Raw genomic sequence first — 20,595 nt, 5'->3', positions numbered from 1 at the left:
AGGTATCACGTCAGATCGAACGCCGACGATACTGCCGGTAGCGCGGATACCAGAAGTGGCTGTGGATCGCCTCCCACAGCACCTCGTCGCTGGACGAGAGCGCGACGCCATCTTCCTGGGCCTGCTTGCCGACGGCGAAGGCGATCGCCTGGCTGATCTCGCGAATGTCTCCCAGCGCCGGCAGCAGGGCACCCTCGCCAGTCTTGACGATCGGTGCGCTGTCGGCGAGCGCGTTGGAGGCCGCCATCAGCATGTTGTCGGTGACGCGAGTCGCATTGGCAGCAATCACGCCGAGGCCGATACCCGGGAAGATATAGGAGTTGTTGCACTGCGCAATGGGGATCTCGCGCCCGTTGATCTCCACCGGCTGAAACGGGCTGCCGGTGGCGACCATGGCCTGGCCGTCGGTCCAGTTCAGTACGTCCTGCGGCGTCGCCTCGACCTTGGAGGTCGGGTTGGAGAGCGGCATGATCAACGGATTTTCGCAGTTGGCATTGACTGTCTTGATCACCTCTTCGGTGAACAGACCATGCTGCCCGGAAACACCGATCAGGATGGTCGGCTTGGCGTTGCGCACCACGTCGATCAACTGCCGCTCGCCGCCATCCCAGTCGAGCCGTTTGGCATCGTGGGCCAGGCGCTGCTGGAATCCATGCAGTCCCGTCATGTCGGCGGTCAGCAGGCCATTCTTGTCGACCATGAAGATTCGCTTGCGTGCCTCGGCCTCGGACAAGCCTTCGCGGGTCATGGCGATGACGATCTGCTCGGCGATGCCGCAGCCCGCGGAGCCGGCACCGGCAAAGGTAATGGTCTGCTCGCTGAGCTTGGCATTCTTGGCCTTGCACGAGGCCAGCAGCGTCGCCACCACTACCGAGGCGGTGCCCTGAATGTCGTCGTTGAAGCAGCACAGCTCGTCGCGATAACGCTCCAGCAGCGGCATGGCATTGGTCAGCGCGAAGTCCTCGAACTGTAACAGGACATTAGGCCAACGACGCTTGAGCGCCTCCATGAACAACGTGATGAACTCGGCGTACTCGTCCGGCGACACGCGCTTGTGACGCCAGCCCATGTACATCGGATCATCGAGCAACTGCTGATTGTTGGTGCCCACGTCGAGGGTGATCGGCAGTGTGTAGGCCGGGCTGATGCCACCGCAGGCGGTATACAGCGATAGCTTGCCGATCGGAATGCCCATCCCGCCGATGCCCTGGTCGCCCAGGCCGAGAATACGCTCGCCATCGGTGACCACGATCACCCGCACCTTGTCCTTGGTGGCGCTGCGCAGGATGTCGTCCATGCGGTGCCGATCGGGGTAGGAGATGAACAGCCCGCGGTGATTGCGATAGATCTTGGAGAACTCCTCGCATGCCTCGCCCACCGTCGGGGTGTAGATGATCGGCATCATCTCCTCGAGGTGTTCCTCGAGCAGGCGGAAGAATAGCGTTTCGTTGTCGTCCTGGATGCCACGCAGGTAGATGTGCTTGTCGAGGTTGTTCTGGCACAGCGTGTACTGGCGGTAAGCGCGTTCGACCTGCTCCTCGATACTCTCGACGTTCTGCGGCAGCAGTCCCAGCAGATTGAACTCGACGCGCTCTTCGCTGGTAAAGGCACTGCCCTTGTTGAGCAGCGGCATCTCCAGCAGCGAGGGACCGGCATAGGGAATGTAGAGCGGGCGCTTGGCGTGATCGGTCATGAGTCGACTCTCGCGGTAACCTACGGATGAAAAAGCGCCTGTCGGCCGGGCGGCGTCACCGGTCAAGGGTGCAGGCCCGGGATGGCGCATTGTCGTTATCGCCCGAGCGGTTACGGAAACACCGCCAAGGCGCGCGACCAGCACACGACTGGTCGAAGGTCGACCAGTATGCCATCTGGTGCGGACAATGCCATGTTCGCTATGGAAATCCTTCCCATGATTGCCTGCCGGCCACGAAAAAGCCCCGCCGTAGCGAGGCTTATCGTTCACTTCCTGCGGCTCAGCAACTCGCCGCCACCGGCTTGGCCGGGCCGGGGAAGAACAGCGGCCGCAGCTTGACCCCGAACATGTTCCCGGCGAAGGCGGCAACCAGCCATAGCCAGCCGTGCAAGCTGCCCGACGCAATGCCACTGAAGTAGGCGCCGATGTTGCAGCCGAAGGCCAGGCGCGCACCGTAGCCCAGGAACAGCCCGCCGATGACCGCAGCCGCCAGCGAACGCAGCGGAATGCGGAAATTGGGTGCGAAGCGCCCCGCCAGCGAGGCGGCCAGACCGGCGCCGAGAATGATGCCGATGTTCATCACCGTGGTGATATCGCTGAATACACTGCTTTCCAGTGCCTGGGCGTTGCTCGCCTTCTGCCAGTAGCCCCAGCCGGTGACGTCGCCACCGACGGCCTGAAACGCCTTGGCGCCCCATAGTGCAAAGGCCGAGGTGATGCCCCAGGGGCGCCCGGCCAACGACAGGGTCAGAAAGTTGAGCAGCGCCAGACCGACGGCACCGGCGAGGATCGGCCAGGGACCGGTCAGCCACCGCCCGGGACCGGCGGAGACCGAGGGCGCCTGCTCCAGCTGTCCGTGGCGACGCTTCTCCATCATCACCGTCAATGCCGCAATCGCCGCGAACAGCACCAGGCTGGCGACGATGCCGCCACCGGTACCGAACAGGTCGATCATCGAGGTCGGCTGGAACGCCGGCAGGCTCTGCCACCAGGCGAAATGCGCCGTGCCGATCACCGAACCGACGATGAAGAACAGCAGCGTGACGACCATGCGGGCGTTGCCACCGCCCACGGTAAACAGCGTGCCCGAAGCGCAGCCGCCCCCCAGTTGCATACCGACACCGAACAGAAAGGCTCCCACGATCACCGACACGCCGATCGGCGAGACGAAGCCCTGTACCGGTTGCCCGAACAGGGTGCCGGCGCCAAGCGCGGGGAAAAACAGCACCACCGCCAGCGCCAGCATCACCATCTGGGCCCGCAATCCACGGCCACGACGCTCGGTGATGAATACCCGCCAGGCGGAAGTGAATCCGAAGGAGGCGTGGTAGAGCACGATGCCCAGCGCTCCGCCAATCAGCATCAGCCATCCCTGATTGCCACCGAACGCCACGCCTACGGTCAACGACCCCAGGACGAGCAGCGCGCCTGCCACCCAAGCCTTGGGTGAAAGTCGTCCGATACCCGGCGGCACCGTACGAGTCAAAGTTGTCATAAGCAAGACCCCTGTTAGACCAAAATCGAATGGACAATACTTTAGTCTTTTAGTCAGGCTTTCGGAAACGACGAAAACGTATTTATCTAGGCAAACTGGTTATATGACAGAAAAGCCGGCGCTGGCTCGTAGCTCGTAGCTCGTAGCTCGTAGCTCGTAGCTCGTAGCTCGTAGCTCGTAGCTCGTAACTGAGTTTATTGAAAGCGTCCCAAGCCCACGGCGATCCGCAGTTTCTCCATCAGCGTATTCGCTTCGGCCCGCGCCCGCTCGGCGCCCTTCATCAGTACCTGCTCGATATGGCCGGGGTCATTCATCAACGCCTCGTAGCGCTCGCGCGGCTCACGCAGGTGGGCATTGAGGTACTCGAACACTTCGTTCTTGGCCTCGCCCCAGCCGATGCCCTCCTGGTAACGCCGGCGCATGTCCGCACTCTCCTCCGGCGTGGCAAAGGCGGAGTAGATCTGGAACAGGGTGCAGGTATCCGGGTCCTTGGGCTCGCCCGGCTCCAGCGAGTTGGTCTTGATCTTGCGCACCAGCTTGAGCAACTTCTTCTCGGAGACGAACAACGGAATGGTGTTGTCGTAGCTCTTCGACATCTTGCGCCCATCGAGACCGCGCAGCACCTCGACCTTCTCGTCGACGATCGCTTCGGGCAGCGTGAAGTAGTCGCCCTTGTAGACGTGGTTGAAGCGCCCCGCCATGTCGCGGGCCATCTCGATATGCTGGATCTGGTCACGGCCGACCGGTACCTTGTGGGCGTTGAACATCAGGATGTCGGCGGCCATCAGCACCGGGTAGCTGAACAACCCCATGGTGATGCCGCGATCGGGGTCGCTCTGGCCATCGGCCTCGTTGTCCGCCACCGCCGCCTTGTAGGCGTGAGCCCGGTTCATCAGCCCCTTGGCACAGACACAGGAGAGCATCCAGGTCAATTCCGGGATCTCGGGGATGTCCGACTGGCGATAGAAGATGGCGTTGTCGGTATCGAGGCCCAATGCCAGCCAGGTGGCGGCGATCTCCAGGCGCGACTGCTGCACCCGCTGCGGATCCTGCGCCTTGATCAGCGCATGCAGGTCGGCGAGAAAGTAGTAGGACTGAACGTCGGGATTCTGGCTTTCGGCAATCGCCGGCTTGATCGCGCCGACATAATTGCCCAGATGTGGCGTACCCGTGGTGGTGATACCGGTAAGAACGCGTCGCTTGCTCATGAACTCTTCGAATCTGTCAGGGAAAGTGGCGAATGCGGGCAGTTTACCTCGCCACCTTCCCCATAGCGACCGTGCAGCGCTTGATCGCACCATGCTCGACGGACGGTATCAGGCCTGCAGCAATTGTTCCGCCGTCACGACATCGAGACCGAACGTCTCGCCGACCGCGGCATGGGTCAGCTTGCCGGCATGCACGTTGAGGCCGGCACGGAAGTGAACGTCCTCGGTCAACGCTTTCTTCCAGCCCTTGTCGGCCAACGCCAGCACGAACGGCTGCGTGGCATTGGTCAGCGCCTGGGTGGAGGTCCTCGCGACCGCTCCGGGCATGTTGGCCACGCAATAATGGACGATGCCGTCGACCACGTAGCTGGGCTCGGCATGGGTGGTCGGCTTGCTGGTCTCGAAGCAGCCGCCCTGGTCGATCGCCACGTCCACCAGCACGCTGCCCGGTTTCATCTCCGCCAGCATGGCACGGGTGATCAGCTTGGGCGCCGCCGCGCCGGGCACCAGCACCGCGCCGATGATCAGATCGGATTCGCGCACCGCGGCTTCCAGCGTTTCGGTGGTCGAATAGACGGTGCGGATGCTGCCCTGATAACGATGATCGAGCACTTCCAATCGCGGCAGCGACTTGTCGAGGATGGTGACGTCCGCGCCCAGTCCCAGCGCCATGCGCGCGGCATTCTCGCCAACCACGCCGCCGCCGATCACCGTCACCTTGGCCGGCGCGACACCCGGCACGCCGGGCAGCAGAATGCCCGCCCCGCCCTGAGCCTTCTCCAGACCGTGGGCACCGGCCTGGATCGCCATGCGCCCGGCAACCCGGCTCATCGGTGCCAGCAGCGGCAGACCACCCTGATCATCGGTGATGGTCTCGTAGGCGATGCAGGTCGCGCCGCTATCGAGCAGGCCGCGAGTCAGCCGCTCCTCGGCGGCCAGATGCAGATAGGTGAACAGGGTCTGCCCGGAACGCAGCCGGGCGACTTCCTCCGCCTGCGGCTCCTTGACCTTGAGGATCAACTCGGCTGCGGCCCACAGCGCCTCGATGTCGTCGCTCACCTCGGCGCCGGCGTCGCGGTAGGCGTCGTCCGAATAACCGGCACCGCCGCCGGCCCCCGTCTGTACCGATACCCGGTGGCCTCGGGCAACGAGTTCACGCACGCCGCCCGGAGTCAGGGCGACGCGATATTCATGGTTTTTGATTTCCTTGGGAACGCCGATGTGCATGGTCCTGTCCTCGATCGATGGTTGTCATCGAAGGATCGGACCGATCGCCACATGCCAGCAAGAAGCGCGGAGCATGACGCCCAAAAACGCCAATAAAAACCAAACAAGACGATTTAACGGGAAATAATATCGAGCAAGCGACGTTTTTAGAAAAATAACCTATTCGAGCACGACCGCGCCGCCGTATACCTCCACGAACCTGGCCGGCATCCGTTTCGGGCGGCACGTGGACAGCGCGATACAGGCAAAGCGCGTGCGTGCGCGCAGCAAGGTGCGATCCGATTCGACATGGCGCAGCTGGAACCGGCGCTCCAGTGTCAGTCGGCCATCGCAGGCCACGATCCAGGTGGCGAGTTCGAGGCGATCGCCTTCGAATGCAGGCGCGAGATAGTCGAGTTCATGACGATGGACCACCATGCCCCGATCCAGCGCACGGTAGTCATCCAGGCTCAGGCCGAGATGGCGGGAGTGGGTCCAGCTGGCACGCTCGATCCAGCGCAGGTATTCGGCGTTGTTGACATGGCCGTAGTGATCGATGCTCGAGGATTCGACCTCAATGTCGATCACGAACGGCTGCATCCGATCCCAGGACATCATCGCCCTCCTTACCTCTTTGCTTCCGACGCGCCGACCGGGCGATCCCGCCCACATCGCCAGCAAGCGTAGAAGACGCCTTCCCGCTTTCCAGCACATCGCGAAATATGGCCAACCAACAAGACATTGGGATGACGAAAGACACAGACGATATTTTCCGTCATGCCGGTTGCACCTGTTCAGTTGCGGAAGATGCGCACGCCGAGCGCCTTGAGGTACGCGGTCTCGGGAATCGCCGGATGGATGGGGTGATCGCCGGACTGGCCGCCACGATAGAGAATCTGGCCGTGGCGATCCTGGTGGCGCACCGCGCCGCGCACGCACTCGACCAGCCGCTCCTCACTCAAATGCATCGAGCAGGAAGCCGAGAGCAGCAGACCATCGCGTCCGAGCAGACGCATCGCCTCGCGATTGAGCCGCGCGTAGGCGCGCTCGCCATTGGCGATATCCTTGCGCTTCTTGATGAACGCCGGCGGATCGAGCACCACCACGTCGAAGCGCTCACCCTCGGCGCGCAGCGCGGTGAGCGCCTCGAATACATCGCCGTGCCCCACCGCCACCTGCTCGTGCAATCCGTTGAGGGCCGCATTCTCGGCGACCCGATCCAGCGCGGCTTCGGAGGCATCGACGCAGAGCACTTCACTGGCGCCATGTGCCGCCGCCTGCACGCCCCAGCCACCGACGTAGCTGAACAGGTCGAGCACGCGCTTGCCGGCGACCAGACCGTTGAGCCAGGCACGGTTGGCGCGGTGGTCGTAGAACCAGCCGGTTTTCTGCCCCTCGATGACCGGAACGACGAAGCGCACGCCGTTCTCCTCCAGCAGTACTTCGTCGGGCAGTTCGCCGTGCACCACTTCCACTTCGGACTCGAGCTGCTCGAGCCGGCGACCGCTGGAGTCGTTCTTGAATACGATCGCGCTTGGCGACAGCACCTTGTCCAGCGCCGCGATGACTTCATCGCGCACCGTTTCCATGCCCAGCGTATTGAGTTGCACCACCAGCACGCTATCGAAGCGATCGACGATCAGCCCCGGCAACAGGTCGCCCTCGCCATGGATCAGACGGTAGAACGGCTTGGCGAAGAGTCGCTCGCGTAGCGCCAACGCCTGATTGAAGCGGTGCACCAGCAACGAGCGGTCCAGCCTGACATCGGCATCGCGGGACACCACGCGAGCGCAGATCAGCGAATGCGGATTGACGTAGGCCACGCCCAATGGCTTGCCGTTGGCTGCCTCGATGACCGCCTGGGCGCCGGGCTCCATCTCCTTGAGCGGCGTGGCCTGGACATCGATCTCGTTCGAGTAGAGCCAGAGGTGGCCTGCCTTGAGGCGGCGATCGGCGTTTTTCTTGAGGCGCAGGGTCTGGGTCACAGGGGACTCCATGGGCAGGGTTCCGTCGGCAATAGAGGCTTTCCGGCGCGCATTTTAAGGAAACACCGGAGGAATGCCTATGTAAACCGGGATTAAGGGGGAAGAAGGAAGAAGGAAGAAGGAAGAAATACAATCTTCCTCTTCTATCCAAACAAATGGTTTGGCTCTTGGTCTTTCTTCCCTCTTCCAGCCGCGAAGCGGCGCTTGCGCCTTATAGCGGCGTAGCCGCGCTTACTCTCTCTTTTCAAGTCTGACACCCCGGACAGTAAACGCTGGCCCGCTGGCCGAGTACGATCAGGCGCAGCTCGCGGCCGCATTGATGGCAGGGCTGGTCGGCGCGACCGTAGACGTTGAGCCGCTGGGCAAAGTAGCCCGGCTCGCCGGTGCCGCTGACGAAGTCACGCAGCGTGGTGCCGCCCTGGGTGATCGCCGCGGCCAGTACGGCCTTGATCGCCTCGGCCAGGCGGTCGTAACGCTCCCGGGAGATACGCCCGGCGACCCGACGGGGGTCGATGCCGGCGAGAAACAGCGCCTCGGTGGCGTAGATGTTGCCCACCCCGACCACCACGGCGTTATCCATGATGAACGGCTTGATCGCCGCGCGGCGCCCGCGGGAGAGACGAAAGAGCCGCTCCCCGTCGAATGCGGGCGACAGCGGCTCCGGCCCCAGGCGCGAGAGCCTGATGTCCGTCTCGGCGCTGCCGGCCAGCCAGTCGACGAAACCGAACCGCCTCGGGTCGTGATAGCGCAGAACATTGCCGCCCTCGAATACCACATCGATATGATCGTGCTTCCTGGGGAGATCGCCCACCCGGGCAATACGCAAGCTACCGGACATTCCCAGGTGCCACAGCAGCGTGCGCTCACCCAGCGGCAGCAGCAGATACTTGGCGCGCCGCCCCAGTTCGCCGAGTCGCCGGCCGATCAGCGATGTCTCGAGATCCGCCGGCACCGGCACCCGCAGGCCGCGGTGACGCACGATCACCTCGACGATCTCATGCCCCGCCACATGGGGCGCGATACCGCGACGCGTGGTTTCGACTTCGGGCAGTTCGGGCATGACGAAACTCTCCACGATCCGTCCGGCGGGCGCTCCCCGCGCGGCCGATGAGTGCAGTCCAGACGACGGAAACGAAGAAACCCGATCGACAGACCGGGTTTCTTCGACTACAGAAAAGCGCCAGATTACTTGATCTTGGCTTCCTTGTAGATGACGTGCTTGCGAACGACCGGATCGTACTTCTTGAATTCCAGCTTGTCCGGGGTGTTACGCTTGTTCTTGGCGGTGGTGTAGAAGTGGCCGGTACCGGCACTGGACACCAACTTGATCTTGTCACGCATGTCTCGACTCCTTAAATGCTAGCGCCGCGCTTGCGAATATCGCTGAGCACCGCTTCGATGCCCTTCTTGTCGATGATACGCATGCCCTTGGAGGAGATGCGCAGCTTGACGAAACGCTTCTCGGATTCGACCCAGAAACGGTGCGTGTGCAGGTTCGGCACGAAACGACGACGCGTCTTGCGCTGTGAATGCGAGACGTTGTTACCAGTCACCGGACGCTTACCGGTAACCTGACAAACTTGGGACATGGAAGCCTCCGACCACTGGCGGGTTGGGTTGTTCGGTTCATCTCGGGCAAACGCCATTGCGCCATACGACGACGAAATGACGGGCCTAAGCCTTATGCCCTGATTCAAAGGGCGTACTTTATACCAGACCGCCCACCCCCTCGCAAGCATCGAGGCGATCCGTGCTGGCGAGCGGGCCGGGTCCGACTTATAGCCAACCCCGCTCGGCAAACGAGATCACCTCACCGTCACCGACCACGAAGTGATCCAGCACCCGGATGTCGAACAACGAGAGCGCCTCGCGCAGGCGCTCGGTGATACGGCGATCGGCGTCGCTCGGTTCGGCCACGCCGGAAGGATGATTGTGAGCGAAGATGACCGCGCCGGCGTTGCGCGCCAGCGCCCGGCGGGCCACTTCGCGTGGGTAGACCGAAGCGCTGTCGAGCGTGCCTTCGGACAGGATCTCGAAGCGAATCACCCGATGCTGGGTATCCAGAAACAGCGCCGCAAAGGCCTCGTGATCGAGATGACGCAGTTGCGCACTCAGAAAGTGCCGTACCAGCGTCGGCGAGGTCAGCGCGCCGTCGCGCTCGAGCAGGCTGCCCAGATGGCGTCGCGAGAGTTCGAGCGTCGCCTGCAATTGCACGTACTTGGCTTCACCCAAGCCGTGTTCGGCACAAAAACGCTCGCGATCCGCTTCCAGCAGCGGCCGCAGGCCGCCGAAACCCGCTAGCAGATCCCGCGCCAGATCCACCGCAGAACGCCCCTTGACCCCGACGCGTAGAAAGATCGCCAGGAGTTCGGCGTCGGATAGTGCCGCCGGCCCAAACTTCAAGAGCTTCTCCCGCGGCCGCTCCCCCTCCGGCCAGTCGCGTATCCCCATGAGCCACTCCGCTGTCGTTTCTCGAGTCATCGGCAGCGATGGCACATAACTGTTGCTTTTCCTGCATCTAAAGTTGAATCGTTTTCCTGGCTCCATCACTACCATACTAGCCTGACAAGCACTGTCGGAGCCGATGTTGACTGCCACTCTGCAAACTCTCTGGGACGCCTCGGACGCCAATCCCGTGCGCCAGCGCCTCTATGACGTGCTGCGTCACGCGATCATCCGGCTGGTACTGGCGCCGGGACAGGCGTTGTCCGAGAAGGAGATCGCCAACACCTTCGACGTCAGCCGTCAGCCGGTGCGCGAAGCCTTCATCCGGCTCTCCGAGGCGGGGCTGGTCGAAGTGCGCCCGCAGCGCGGCACCTTCGTGGTCAAGATCTCGCCGCAGGCGGTCTACAGCGCGCGCTTCGTGCGCGAGGCGATCGAAGTCGCGGTGGCCAAGTCGGCGGCGGCGGAAGGGCTGTCGCGACGCGGGCTGAATGAGCTCTTCGAACTGGTCGAGCGCCAGCGCCGCTGCATCGGCGACGAGGACTTCGATCGTTTCTATGGGCTCGACGAGGCGTTTCACCAGGTCTTGTCGTTCCAGGCAGGGCATGAGTCCGCCTGGCGTTTCACCGAGGCGGTCAAGGCCCATTTCGACCGCGTGCGCTACATCAGCGTCCCCGACGGCACCCCGCTGGAAACCCTGATCGACCAGCACGCAAGCATCGTTCGCGCCATCGAGGCTCGCGACCCCGAAGCCGCCGAACGCGCCGTGCAGGCCCATCTGCGCGAGTTGCTGATTTCGCTGCCCGAACTGATGCGACGTTTTCCCGCGATGTTCGACACCACTGCCAACGGCAACCCGGCGCGACGGGCTGCCCCCTAGACAAGCACGACGGACATACCAGGAGATTGCATGAAAATCACCGCCACTCTGCTGCCCGCCATGGCGCTGGCCTTCGCCAGCAACCTCGCGCTGGCCGACTATCAGCTCAACCTGTCCTCCGCGTTGAACAATCAAGACCCCGTGGTCCAGGCCATGCAGCACGCCACGCAACGCATCGCCGAACGCAGCGACGGCGAACTGCAGGTCAACGTATTCCCCAATAGCCAGCTGGGTTCCGACGAGGATGTCGTCGAACAGATCCGCAGCGGCGCCAACATCGGCGTTCTGATCGATGCCGGCCGGTTGTCCGAGTACCAGTCCGAGCTGGGCATTCTCAGCGCCCCCTACCTGGTCGATGACTATCGCGACTACAAGGCCATCACCGACTCCGGGCTTTACCGGAAATGGGTCGAGGAACTGGCCGCCAACAGCGGGCTACGCCTGCTGAACTACAACTGGTTCCAGGGCTCGCGCGAGATGCTGACGCAAAAGCCGGTCCACACCCCGGAAGACCTCGAGGGCGTGCGCGTGCGTACCATCAATTCGCCGATCTGGCTCAAGACGATCACGGCGATGGGCGCCACGCCCACGCCGCTGCCCTGGTCCGAGGTCTACTCCGCGCTGCAACTGGGCTCCATCGACGGTGCCGAAGCGCAGCTGACCGCCGCCGATGGCCAGCGTCTTCAAGAGGTCATCACCAACGTTGCACTGACTCACCATATCCAGCTGATGACCGGAATCGTCACTTCGGACCAGTGGTATCAGTCGCTGCCCGAGAACCTGCGGAGCATTCTCGACGAGGAGCTGGAAAAAGCCGGCGACGAGGCCAGCGCGAATACCGTCGCCGCCCTCGACGAGGTCAAGCAGAAGATGGAAGCGGAAGGCGTCAGCTTCAACGAGGTGGATATCCCGCTGTTCCGCGAACGCGTCAACGCCGTCTACGAGGAGCTCGGTTACGACCAGTATCGCGACCAGTTGCTCGAGAACGTCGAATGACCTCGCCGACGCCGCCCGGGCCGGCACTGAGCAGGCTCGACGGCGTCCGAACACCAGAGGCTGTTGACGTTTCACGCATGACCGCTCCGAACATCAACTGCCCTACGCTCGAGGAGACGATCCATGTGGCGCTGGTTCGATATCGTTGAAGAAACGCTTGCCGTCGTGCTGCTCGGCGCGACGTCACTGACCATTCTTGCCAGCGCGACCATGCGCGCCATCGGCCAGCCTTTTGCCGGTGGCGCAGAGCTCGCGCAATTCCTGTTCATCTGGACCGCCGTGCTCGGCGCCGACATCACCCTGCGCCGTGGCGGCCAGGTACGCATCGATGCGCTGATCGCCCGCATGCCGTCGGCCGTGGCGCGCGGCCTCACTGCGCTGTCGCTGGTGCTGATGCTGATCTTCCTGGCACTGCTGATGTATTACGGCTTTCCGCTGGCGCTCTCCAACTGGCAGCGCCCGCTGGGCATCGCCGGACTCAGCTATGGCTACGTCACGCTCGCGCTGCCGGTCGGCAGCCTGCTGATGATGCTCTCGCTGGTGCGCACCCTGTTCGCGCGTGGACTGGACCGCCTGCTCGAAGAGCAAGCGGACGATAGCGCCCCGGAGGAAACCCTATGACGACCGCCCTTCTGCTCGGGCTCGGGCTGTTGCTGATGGCCATCGGCATGCCGGTCGCCTTTGCCATCGGCATCGCCGGGCTCTCCTACTTCCTGCTCCCGGGCACTTTCCTGCCCACCGGCATCGGTGTCCAGCGGATCGTCTCGGCGTCGCAGTCGTTTCCGCTGCTGGCCGTGCCGCTGTTCATCTTCATCGGTCACTTGATGAATGCCAGTGGCATCACGCCGCGCCTATTGAAGCTCTCGACCCTGCTGGCCGGCTGGATGAGCGGCGGCCTGGCCCAGGCCAGCCTGGTGTTGAGCACGCTGATGGGCGGCGTTTCGGGCTCCGCCGTCGCCGATGCCGCCATGCAGTCCCGGGTACTCGGCAAGGGCATGGTCGAGGAAGGCTATACCCCCGGATTCGCCGGCGCGGTGCTGTCGATCGGCGGTCTGATCACCGCCACGATCCCGCCCAGCATCGGTTTGATCCTCTACGGCTACCTCGGCGAGGTCTCGATCGGCCGGCTGTTCATCGCCGGCCTGATACCCGGGGTGCTGCTGATGGTGGCCTTGATGATCACCACTTCCCTGGTCGCCAAGCGGCGCGGCTACACCCCGGTGCGCGACAGCCTGCCCAGATTCGGCGAGGTCCTCGGCGCCGTCCGTGGTAGCGTCTGGGCCCTGCTGTTTCCGCTGTGGCTGCTGGTGGGCATCCGCTATGGCCTGTTCACCCCCTCGGAAGCGGGCGCCTTCGCGGTCGTCTACGCGCTGGTGGTGGGCTGCCTGATCCATCGCGAGATGGGTGTCCGGGAGATCATCGAGGCGATGCGCGCCAGCGTCCGCGACATCGGCATGATCATGCTGATCATCATGTTCTCGGGGATCATCGGCTACGTGGTGTCGTTCGAGCAGGTTCCCCAGACCATCGCCCAGCTGACGCTCGGCCTGTTCGCCAACCAGACCACGCTGTTGCTGACGCTGGCGGTACTGCTGGTGCTGCTCGGCATGCTGCTCGAAGCCACCGTGGTGGTCATGCTGCTGGCGCCGATCCTGGTGCCGGTGATCAAGGCCGCCGGCGTCGATCCGGTGCACTTCGGCCTGCTGATGATGACTCTGGTGACCTTCGGCGGCATGACGCCACCGGTAGGCATCTCGATGTACACCGTATGCGGCATCCTGCGCTGCCCATTCACCGCCTATAGCCGCGAACTGGTGCCCTTCGCCCTGGCGGTCTTCGCGGTGGTGCTGGGGATCATCTTCTTCCCCGATGTCGTGCTGTTCCTGCCCAATTACCTGATGGGATGAGGCCATGAAAATTACCGACGCCCGCGTCATCGTCACCAGCCCGGGGCGCAACTTCGTCACCCTCAAGCTGATCACCGAGTCCGGCATCTACGGGATCGGCGACGCCACGCTCAATAGCCGCGAGATGGCCGTCGCGGCCTATCTCGAAGAGCACGTCGTGCCGGCGCTGATCGGTCGCGATGCCAGCCGCATCGAGGATACCTGGCACTATCTCTATCGCGGTGCCTACTGGCGTCGCGGCCCGGTGACCATGAGCGCGATCGGCGCGGTCGACATGGCCCTGTGGGACATCAAGGCCAAGGCCGCCGACATGCCGCTCTATCAGCTTCTCGGCGGCAAGAGCCGCGAGCGGGTGATGACCTACGCCCACTGCACCGGCAAGGATATCGACAGCTGCCTCGAGGAAGTCGCCCGCCACGTCGAACTCGGCTACAAGGCAGTCCGGGTGCAGGCCGGCATTCCCGGTATTCCCACCATCTACGGTGTCGCCAAGCGCGAAGGCGAGCGCTACGAGCCGGCGGATGCCGAACTACCCGCCGAGCACGTCTGGAGCACCGAGAAGTATCTCAACCACGTGCCGCAACTGTTCGCCGCGGTGCGCGAGCGCTTCGGCCATGATCTACATCTGCTGCACGACGTTCACCACCGGCTGACGCCGATCGAAGCGGCGCGCCTGGGCAAGGCGGTGGAGCCCTACCATCTGTTCTGGCTCGAGGACTGCGTGCCGGCGGAGAACCAGGAAAGCCTGCGCCTGATCCGCGAGCACACCACCACGCCGCTGGCGATCGGCGAGGTGTTCAACTCGATTCACGACTATCGCGAGATGATCCAGAACCAGTGGATCGATTACATCCGCATGCCGCTGACCCACGGTGGCGGCATCACCCATCTGCGCCGGGTCGCCGATCTGGCCTCGCTCTACCACGTGCGCACCGGTTTCCACGGCCCCACCGATCTGTCGCCGGTGTGTCTCGGCGCGGCGATCCACTTCGATACCTGGGTGCCCAACTTCGGCATTCAGGAGCACATGCCCCACGACGAACTGACGGACAGCGTCTTCCCCCACGACTACCGCTTCGAGGATGGCCACTTCCTGGTCGGCGAGACGCCAGGACATGGCGTCGACATCGACGAGGAAGCGGCTGCCCGCTACCCCTACAAGCGCGCCAGCCTGCCGGTCAACCGACTCGAGGACGGCACGCTGTGGCATTGGTAAATCACGGTTCAGCCACCGCCCATGCTGGCGCGCGAAGGAGAGATGTCATGCAAGCATTTCAGGTCAAGGCGCCCCATGATTTCGACGTCGCCGAGCAGCCCGCGCCGGTAGCGGCACCGGGCGAGGTCGTCGTCGATGTCGCCTTCGCCGGCATCTGCGGCTCGGATATGCACATCATCCACGGCGACAACGCCTTCGTGCGCTTTCCGCGTATCACCGGGCACGAGTTCGCCGGCGTGATCAGCGCCGTCGGCGACGGCGTCGATGCGGCCCGCGTCGGCGAGCGGGTGTGCATCGACCCGGTGGTCAGCTGCGGCCGGTGCTATCCCTGCCGTATCGGTCGGCCCAACGTCTGCAGCGCGATGCAGGTGATCGGCGTGCACCGCAACGGCGGCTTCGCCGACCAGGTCAACGTGCCGGCAGCCAATGCGCACAAGATCCCCGACGATCTGGATCTGGACGCGGCGGCGCTGGTCGAGCCCTATTCGATCGCTGCCAACGTGCTCTCGCGGATGGATCCGCAACCGGGCGACCGCCTGCTGGTGATCGGCGCCGGCGTGATCGGGCTGACCGTGCTGCAGATGGCGCGCGCCATCGGCCTCGAGGAGGTGATCGTCACCGATATCCTCGACCAACGCCTGGCGACGGCGCGGGAGCTGGGCGCCGGCCACACCATCAACGGTCGCGACGAGGATCTCGAGGCGGCGATCACGGCAGTGACCGATGGCGAAGGCATTCCGCTGATAGCCGACGCCGCCTGCGTGCCCGCGATGCTGCCGGCGATGCTACGCATGGCCTGTCCGGCCGGACGTATCGGCCTGCTGGGCTTCAGTCCCACGCCGAGCGATCTGGTCCAGCTGGAAGTGATCAAGAAGGAGCTGACGCTGGTCGGCTCGCGTCTGAACAACCATAAGTTCCCGGAGGTGATCGCGCATATCGCCGCCGGCCGTCTCGACCCCAAGGCGCTGATCAGTCATCGCGTCGCCTTGAAAGAGATGCCGCAAGCGATCGATCTGCTCGATCACCACCCGGAAACGGCGCGCAAGGTGCTGGTACGAATCGGGCACTGAGATGCCCAGCCCGACCTTGGGTGCCGATGCTCGTCCCACGATGCGTATGACAACGCGCACACAACGCGACAGGAGCTTCACGCCATGCTTACCACCACGACACTGAAACGCCTTCTGGCGGGTGCCGCCCTCGGCGCCACCCTGCTCGGCAGCCAGACGGTTCTGGCCGCTGACTTCACTCTCAAGTTCGGCCATCTGGCCAACGAGCAGAATATCTGGAACAAGGCCGCGCTGAAGTTCAAGGCGCTGGTCGAAGCCAACTCCGATGGCCGCATCGAGGTCCAGGTCTTCCCCAACGAGCAGCTCGGCAGCGAGATGGACGTGATCAACAGCATCCAGCTCGGCACCGCCGACATGACCATTACCGGCGAGAGCCTGCAGAACTGGGCGCCCAAGGCGGCGATGATGGCCGTGCCCTACCTGTTCCGCGACGCCGATCACCTGCGCAAGACCGTCGAGAGCGATGTCGGCAAAGAGATCGAGCAGCAGATTACCGAACGCACCGGCCTGGTGCCGTTGGCCTGGTTCGAGCGTGGCCCGCGCGAGCTGACCTCCAACCGGCCGATCAAGACGCCGGACGATCTCGACGGCCTGCGCATGCGTGTACCCAACGTGCCGCTGTTCGTCGATACCTGGGAAGCGCTCGGCGCCCGCCCGACGCCGATGGCCTTCAGCGAAGTCTTCACCTCGCTGCAGCAGAACACCATCGAGGCCCAGGAGAATCCGCTCAGCCTGATCGAGAGCGCCAGCTTCAACGAAGTCCAGAAGTACGTGGACATGACCGACCACGTGCGTAGCTGGATCTATGTGGTGATCGGCAAGAACCAGCTCGAGTCGATGCCGGACGACCTCCAGACCGTGGTACGCGACGCCGCTTCCGAGATGCAGTCCTACGAGGAAGAGCTGTTCGTCGAGGATCAGCAGCGCCTCGAAAAAGCGCTGAAGGACAAGGGCATGGAGTTCGTCGAAGTCGACCAGAAGGCCTTCGCCGAGAAGGCGCGTCCCGCCGTGCTCGACTCGCTCGACGATGAGCAGCGCGAACTCTACGACGCCATTCAGAACCTGTAATCCAAGGTGTGCGGGGCTGGCGACGAGGCCATCCCCGTCCATTACATTGCCGGAGTGCGCCATGTCGGACCGCGAACAGGATATCGAGGAAGCGCTGGAGGTATTGACCCGTGTGCCCCGTCTCGGCGGGCCACTCGGCCGTCTGGCCGATCTGCTCGGCCGCGTATTGCTGGCGCTGGCGGTGGTCGCACTGGTGGGCCTGTCGCTGACCGTGCTGCTGCAGGTCTCATCCCGCCTGTTCTTGCCCTTTACCGTGGCCTGGACCGAGGAGCTGACCCGTTACCTGTTCATTTACATGGTGGCGCTGGGCGCCGGCGTGGCGCTGCATCGCCATCGCCACGTCAATGTCGAGCTGTTCCACGGTTGGCTCGGCTTTCGCGGCCGTGCCGCCTATCTCACGCTCATCTCGCTGCTGATCTTCGGCTTCACTCTGATCGTGTTGCCGCAGGCATGGAAGTTCGCCCAGATCGGCGCCTTCCAGACCTCGCCCACGCTGCGGATACCGATGATCTATGTCTTCTACTCTTCGGTGCTGCTGTTCGGTTCGCTGCTGCTCTACAGCGTGGTCGGCATGCTGGAAGGCGTCATTGCGCTGGTTCGCGGCGAGCGCGCTGCCGATTCCGCCGCAGCCCATGAGGTGACCTGATGGAAATCGCCGTTCTCTTCACCACGTTTCTGGCGCTGTTGCTGATCGGCCTGCCGATCGCCTTCTGCCTGGGCATCTCGTCGCTAGCCTATCTGATGCTCAGCGGCATTTCGCTGACCATCGTGCCGCAGCGCATGTTCTCCGGCATCGATTCGTTCGTGCTGCTGTGCATCCCCGGCTTCGTGATGGCCGGCAACCTGATGAATGTGGGCAATATCACCCAGCACATCGTGCGCTTCTCCAACGCCCTGGTGGGCCATATTCGCGGCGGCCTGGGGCTGGCCAACGTCGGCGGCTCGATGATCTTCAGCGGCATTTCCGGTACCGCGGTGGCGGATGCCGCCAGCATCGGCTCGGTGATGATTCCGGGGATGTCCAGGGCCGGCTACGACAAGCCGTTCGCCGCCGCCGTGACCGCCGCATCCTCGACCATCGGCCCGATCATTCCGCCCAGCGTGCCGATGATCATCGTCGGCTCGCTCTCCGGCATCTCCGTCGGCCGCATGTTCCTGGCGGGGGCCGTTCCCGGCCTGTTGCTGGGCGTGGCGATGATGATCACCGCCTACTGGCTGGCGGTGCGTCGCGGCTATCCCAAGGAGTCGCGCGCCACGATCAAGGAGCTGATCAAGGAAGGCCGCAGCGCGTTCTGGGCGCTGCTGATGACCTTCATCATTCTCTACGGCATCATCGGCGGGCTGTTCACGCCCACCGAGGCCTCGATCGTCGCCAGCCTCTATGCGCTGCTGGTCGGCGCCTTCGTCTACAAGGGCATCAACTGGCGCAACCTGGGCGGCATTCTCTCCGACACCGTGATCACCTCGGCCTCGCTGATGCTGCTGGTCGGGCTGGCCAATCTGTTCGGCTGGATTCTGACCAGCCAGCAGATCCCGCAGCTGCTCGCCGACGCGATCCTGGGCTTCAGCGACAACCCGATCGTGGTGATCCTGATCCTCAACCTGATTCTGCTGTTCGTCGGCGCCTTCATGGAGACCATCGCCGCGCTGATCATCCTGTTCCCGGCACTGCTGGGCGTGGCCACCGGCGTCGGCATGGACCCGATCCACTTCGGCGTGATGGCGGTACTCAATCTGATGATCGGCCTGACCACACCGCCGGTGGGCGTCTGCCTGTTCGTGGTCTCGAGCATCGGCAAGCTGCCCATGCTGCGCGTCGCCCGCGCCATCGTGCCGTTCCTGATCTGCAACCTGATCGTGCTGCTGCTGGTCTCCTTCGTGCCGGCGCTGTCGCTGTGGTTGCCCAACCTGCTGATGGGGGAATAGCGCCATGGCAGCTACCCGAATCCAGATCGAACGCCAGCCGGCCCGCCATGTTCCGAGCGGGATCGGCATCGTCCACCTGGGCCTGGGCGCCTTCCACCGCGCCCACCAGGCGGTCTATGTGCAACGCTGCCTGAACCGCCTTGGCGCCGAGCGGGGAGACGACTGGGGCATCTGCAGCGCCAATATTCGCTCCAACCGCGCGCTCGTCGATCAGCTCCGCGACAGCGACTACCGCTATCACGTGGCCGAATTCGCCGACAGCCGGCAGGTCACGCTGCGCGAGATTGGCGCCATCCGCGAGGCGCTCTACGCGGGGCCGGATGGACCGGATCGGGAAACGCTGCTGGCGCGCATGAGCGATCCCGGCGTTCGCATCCTCACCCTCACCGTCACCGAAAAAGGCTATTTTCTCAGCCCAAGCAGCGGCGAGTTGCTGACCGATGCCGCGCCGATCGCTCACGATATCGCTCATCCCGAATCACCGGACACCGCCCCGGGCATGCTGGTGGCGGCGCTGGCGCGCCGCCGCACCGCCGGCATCGAACCGTTCGCCGTGCTCTGCTGCGATAACATGCCCCACAATGGCCAGCGTACGCGCCGGGCGGTGATATCGCTGGCCCGGCACCGTGATGCGGCACTGGCCGAGTGGATCGACGCCCATGTCGCCTTCCCCTCGAGCATGGTCGACCGCATCGTGCCGGCGATGACCGATGCGGACAGAACGCGGCTGGCCGAACTGGGCGTCGACGATCCCGCCGCCGTGGTCTGCGAAACCTTCAGCCAGTGGGTGGTCGAGGACGACTTCCCGCTGGGACGCCCCGACTGGGAAGCCGACGGCGTCGAGATGGTCGCCGACGTCGCTCCCTTCGAAACCATGAAGCTGCGTCTGCTCAACGGTGCCCACTCGCTGCTCGCCTACCTTGGCGCGCTGGCCGGGATCGAAACGGTGGACGCCGCCGTCGCCCGCCCCGCCTTTCGTCAGCTGCTTCAGCACTACTGGCAGCAGGAGGCGATCCCGACACTGTCGTTGCCGGCGGGAACCGATGTCAGCGCTTATACCCAAAGCCTGCTGGCCCGCTTCGGCAACGACAGCCTGCGCCACCGATTGCAGCAGATCGCCATGGACGGCTCGCAGAAGCTGCCGCAGCGCTGGCTGGCCGGTGGCGTCGAGCGTTTACAGCACGGCGGAGATCTCACCACGACGACGCTGGGCGTGGCCGGCTGGATCCGCTATACCGCCGGCAGCGATCTCGCCGGCCGGCCGCATCCGGTGGACGATCCCATGGCCGAGACACTTGCTGAGTTGCATCGCCGCCATGGCAACGACCCCCAAGCCCTGGTCGCGGCCTTCCTCGCGCTCGATGCCGTTTTCCCCGCCGCGCTGCGCGAGGATACGCGTTTCAGCGACCGCGTCGCGGAAGCGCTGTCAATCATCGAAAGCGACGACATCGAAGCGGCCATCGCCGCACTGCCCTACAAGAACCCGGATCGGGAAGTTTGATC

Annotated in this window: 20 protein-coding genes; 10 read left to right on the top strand and 10 right to left on the bottom strand. The window is 64.0% G+C overall.

Annotated elements, in window-relative coordinates:
* Positions 1 to 10 precede the first annotated feature (10 nt).
* The 10 genes from DOM57_RS04280 to radC form a co-directional block, all read right to left on the bottom strand.
* Positions 11 to 1,693, bottom strand: coding sequence for an NAD-dependent malic enzyme (locus tag DOM57_RS04280; RefSeq protein ID WP_110647995.1), 1,683 nt, complete (start codon positions 1,691 to 1,693; stop codon positions 11 to 13).
* A gap of 280 nt (positions 1,694 to 1,973) precedes the next feature.
* The gene (locus tag DOM57_RS04275) at positions 1,974 to 3,188 is read right to left on the bottom strand and encodes a YeeE/YedE family protein (RefSeq protein WP_110647994.1); all 1,215 of its coding nucleotides are present in this window, start codon (positions 3,186 to 3,188) and stop codon (positions 1,974 to 1,976) included.
* Between the two features lie 194 nt (positions 3,189 to 3,382).
* Positions 3,383 to 4,396 (bottom strand): tryptophan--tRNA ligase, encoded by a 1,014-nt coding sequence (locus DOM57_RS04270; RefSeq protein WP_110647993.1) that lies wholly within the window; start codon positions 4,394 to 4,396, stop codon positions 3,383 to 3,385.
* Positions 4,397 to 4,504: 108 nt separating this feature from the next.
* A complete protein-coding gene (ald, locus tag DOM57_RS04265; protein WP_110647992.1) occupies positions 4,505 to 5,623 on the bottom strand; it encodes an alanine dehydrogenase in 1,119 nt (372 codons plus the stop codon).
* Between the two features lie 159 nt (positions 5,624 to 5,782).
* Positions 5,783 to 6,217 (bottom strand): acyl-CoA thioesterase, encoded by a 435-nt coding sequence (locus DOM57_RS04260; RefSeq protein WP_110647991.1) that lies wholly within the window; start codon positions 6,215 to 6,217, stop codon positions 5,783 to 5,785.
* A gap of 179 nt (positions 6,218 to 6,396) precedes the next feature.
* Complete coding sequence (locus DOM57_RS04255; RefSeq protein WP_110647990.1) at positions 6,397 to 7,587, bottom strand: class I SAM-dependent rRNA methyltransferase; 1,191 nt, start codon at positions 7,585 to 7,587, stop codon at positions 6,397 to 6,399.
* A gap of 244 nt (positions 7,588 to 7,831) precedes the next feature.
* The gene (mutM, locus tag DOM57_RS04250) at positions 7,832 to 8,647 is read right to left on the bottom strand and encodes a bifunctional DNA-formamidopyrimidine glycosylase/DNA-(apurinic or apyrimidinic site) lyase (protein ID WP_110647989.1); all 816 of its coding nucleotides are present in this window, start codon (positions 8,645 to 8,647) and stop codon (positions 7,832 to 7,834) included.
* Between the two features lie 125 nt (positions 8,648 to 8,772).
* Positions 8,773 to 8,928: a 50S ribosomal protein L33 gene (gene rpmG, locus DOM57_RS04245; protein WP_035472447.1), complete on the bottom strand. Its 156-nt coding sequence runs from the start codon at positions 8,926 to 8,928 to the stop codon at positions 8,773 to 8,775.
* An 11-nt stretch (positions 8,929 to 8,939) separates the two neighbouring features.
* Complete coding sequence (gene rpmB / locus DOM57_RS04240) at positions 8,940 to 9,176, bottom strand: 50S ribosomal protein L28 (RefSeq protein WP_106419421.1); 237 nt, start codon at positions 9,174 to 9,176, stop codon at positions 8,940 to 8,942.
* Positions 9,177 to 9,363: 187 nt separating this feature from the next.
* Positions 9,364 to 10,038 carry a RadC family protein gene (radC, locus tag DOM57_RS04235; protein WP_110647988.1) on the bottom strand — a complete coding sequence of 225 codons (675 nt, stop codon included), beginning with the start codon at positions 10,036 to 10,038 and terminating at the stop codon, positions 9,364 to 9,366.
* A 133-nt stretch (positions 10,039 to 10,171) separates the two neighbouring features.
* Between radC and DOM57_RS04230 the strand changes: the two genes are divergently transcribed.
* The 10 genes from DOM57_RS04230 (at position 10,172) to DOM57_RS04185 (ending at position 20,593) form a co-directional block, all read left to right on the top strand.
* The gene (locus tag DOM57_RS04230) at positions 10,172 to 10,909 is read left to right on the top strand and encodes a GntR family transcriptional regulator (protein ID WP_110647987.1); all 738 of its coding nucleotides are present in this window, start codon (positions 10,172 to 10,174) and stop codon (positions 10,907 to 10,909) included.
* A gap of 30 nt (positions 10,910 to 10,939) precedes the next feature.
* Entirely contained in the window at positions 10,940 to 11,905 is a 966-nt protein-coding gene (locus DOM57_RS04225; protein ID WP_110647986.1) for a C4-dicarboxylate TRAP transporter substrate-binding protein, read from the top strand.
* A gap of 123 nt (positions 11,906 to 12,028) precedes the next feature.
* Positions 12,029 to 12,526 (top strand): TRAP transporter small permease, encoded by a 498-nt coding sequence (locus DOM57_RS04220; protein ID WP_110647985.1) that lies wholly within the window; start codon positions 12,029 to 12,031, stop codon positions 12,524 to 12,526.
* Positions 12,523 to 13,812: a TRAP transporter large permease gene (locus DOM57_RS04215; protein WP_110647984.1), complete on the top strand. Its 1,290-nt coding sequence runs from the start codon at positions 12,523 to 12,525 to the stop codon at positions 13,810 to 13,812. Before DOM57_RS04220 ends, DOM57_RS04215 begins: the two co-directional genes overlap by 4 nt.
* Positions 13,813 to 13,816: 4 nt before the next feature.
* Positions 13,817 to 15,028, top strand: a complete 1,212-nt coding sequence (manD, locus tag DOM57_RS04210) for a D-mannonate dehydratase ManD (protein WP_110647983.1) — start codon at positions 13,817 to 13,819, stop codon at positions 15,026 to 15,028.
* A gap of 47 nt (positions 15,029 to 15,075) precedes the next feature.
* Positions 15,076 to 16,098 carry a Zn-dependent oxidoreductase gene (locus DOM57_RS04205; protein WP_110647982.1) on the top strand — a complete coding sequence of 341 codons (1,023 nt, stop codon included), beginning with the start codon at positions 15,076 to 15,078 and terminating at the stop codon, positions 16,096 to 16,098.
* Positions 16,099 to 16,182: 84 nt separating this feature from the next.
* Positions 16,183 to 17,166: a TRAP transporter substrate-binding protein gene (locus DOM57_RS04200; protein ID WP_110647981.1), complete on the top strand. Its 984-nt coding sequence runs from the start codon at positions 16,183 to 16,185 to the stop codon at positions 17,164 to 17,166.
* 61 nt (positions 17,167 to 17,227) lie between these two features.
* Entirely contained in the window at positions 17,228 to 17,812 is a 585-nt protein-coding gene (locus tag DOM57_RS04195; RefSeq protein ID WP_110647980.1) for a TRAP transporter small permease, read from the top strand.
* Positions 17,812 to 19,092 carry a TRAP transporter large permease gene (locus DOM57_RS04190; RefSeq protein WP_110647979.1) on the top strand — a complete coding sequence of 427 codons (1,281 nt, stop codon included), beginning with the start codon at positions 17,812 to 17,814 and terminating at the stop codon, positions 19,090 to 19,092. The genes DOM57_RS04195 and DOM57_RS04190 overlap by 1 nt, the downstream gene beginning before the upstream one ends.
* A 4-nt stretch (positions 19,093 to 19,096) precedes the next feature.
* Positions 19,097 to 20,593, top strand: a complete 1,497-nt coding sequence (locus DOM57_RS04185; RefSeq protein WP_110647978.1) for a mannitol dehydrogenase family protein — start codon at positions 19,097 to 19,099, stop codon at positions 20,591 to 20,593.
* Positions 20,594 to 20,595: the final 2 nt, after the last annotated feature.

The sequence above is a fragment of the Salinicola peritrichatus genome, assembly GCF_003206715.1.
GTDB classification, from domain to species: Bacteria; Pseudomonadota; Gammaproteobacteria; order Pseudomonadales; family Halomonadaceae; genus Salinicola; species Salinicola peritrichatus.
This window is presented reverse-complemented; position numbering and strand designations above follow the sequence as displayed.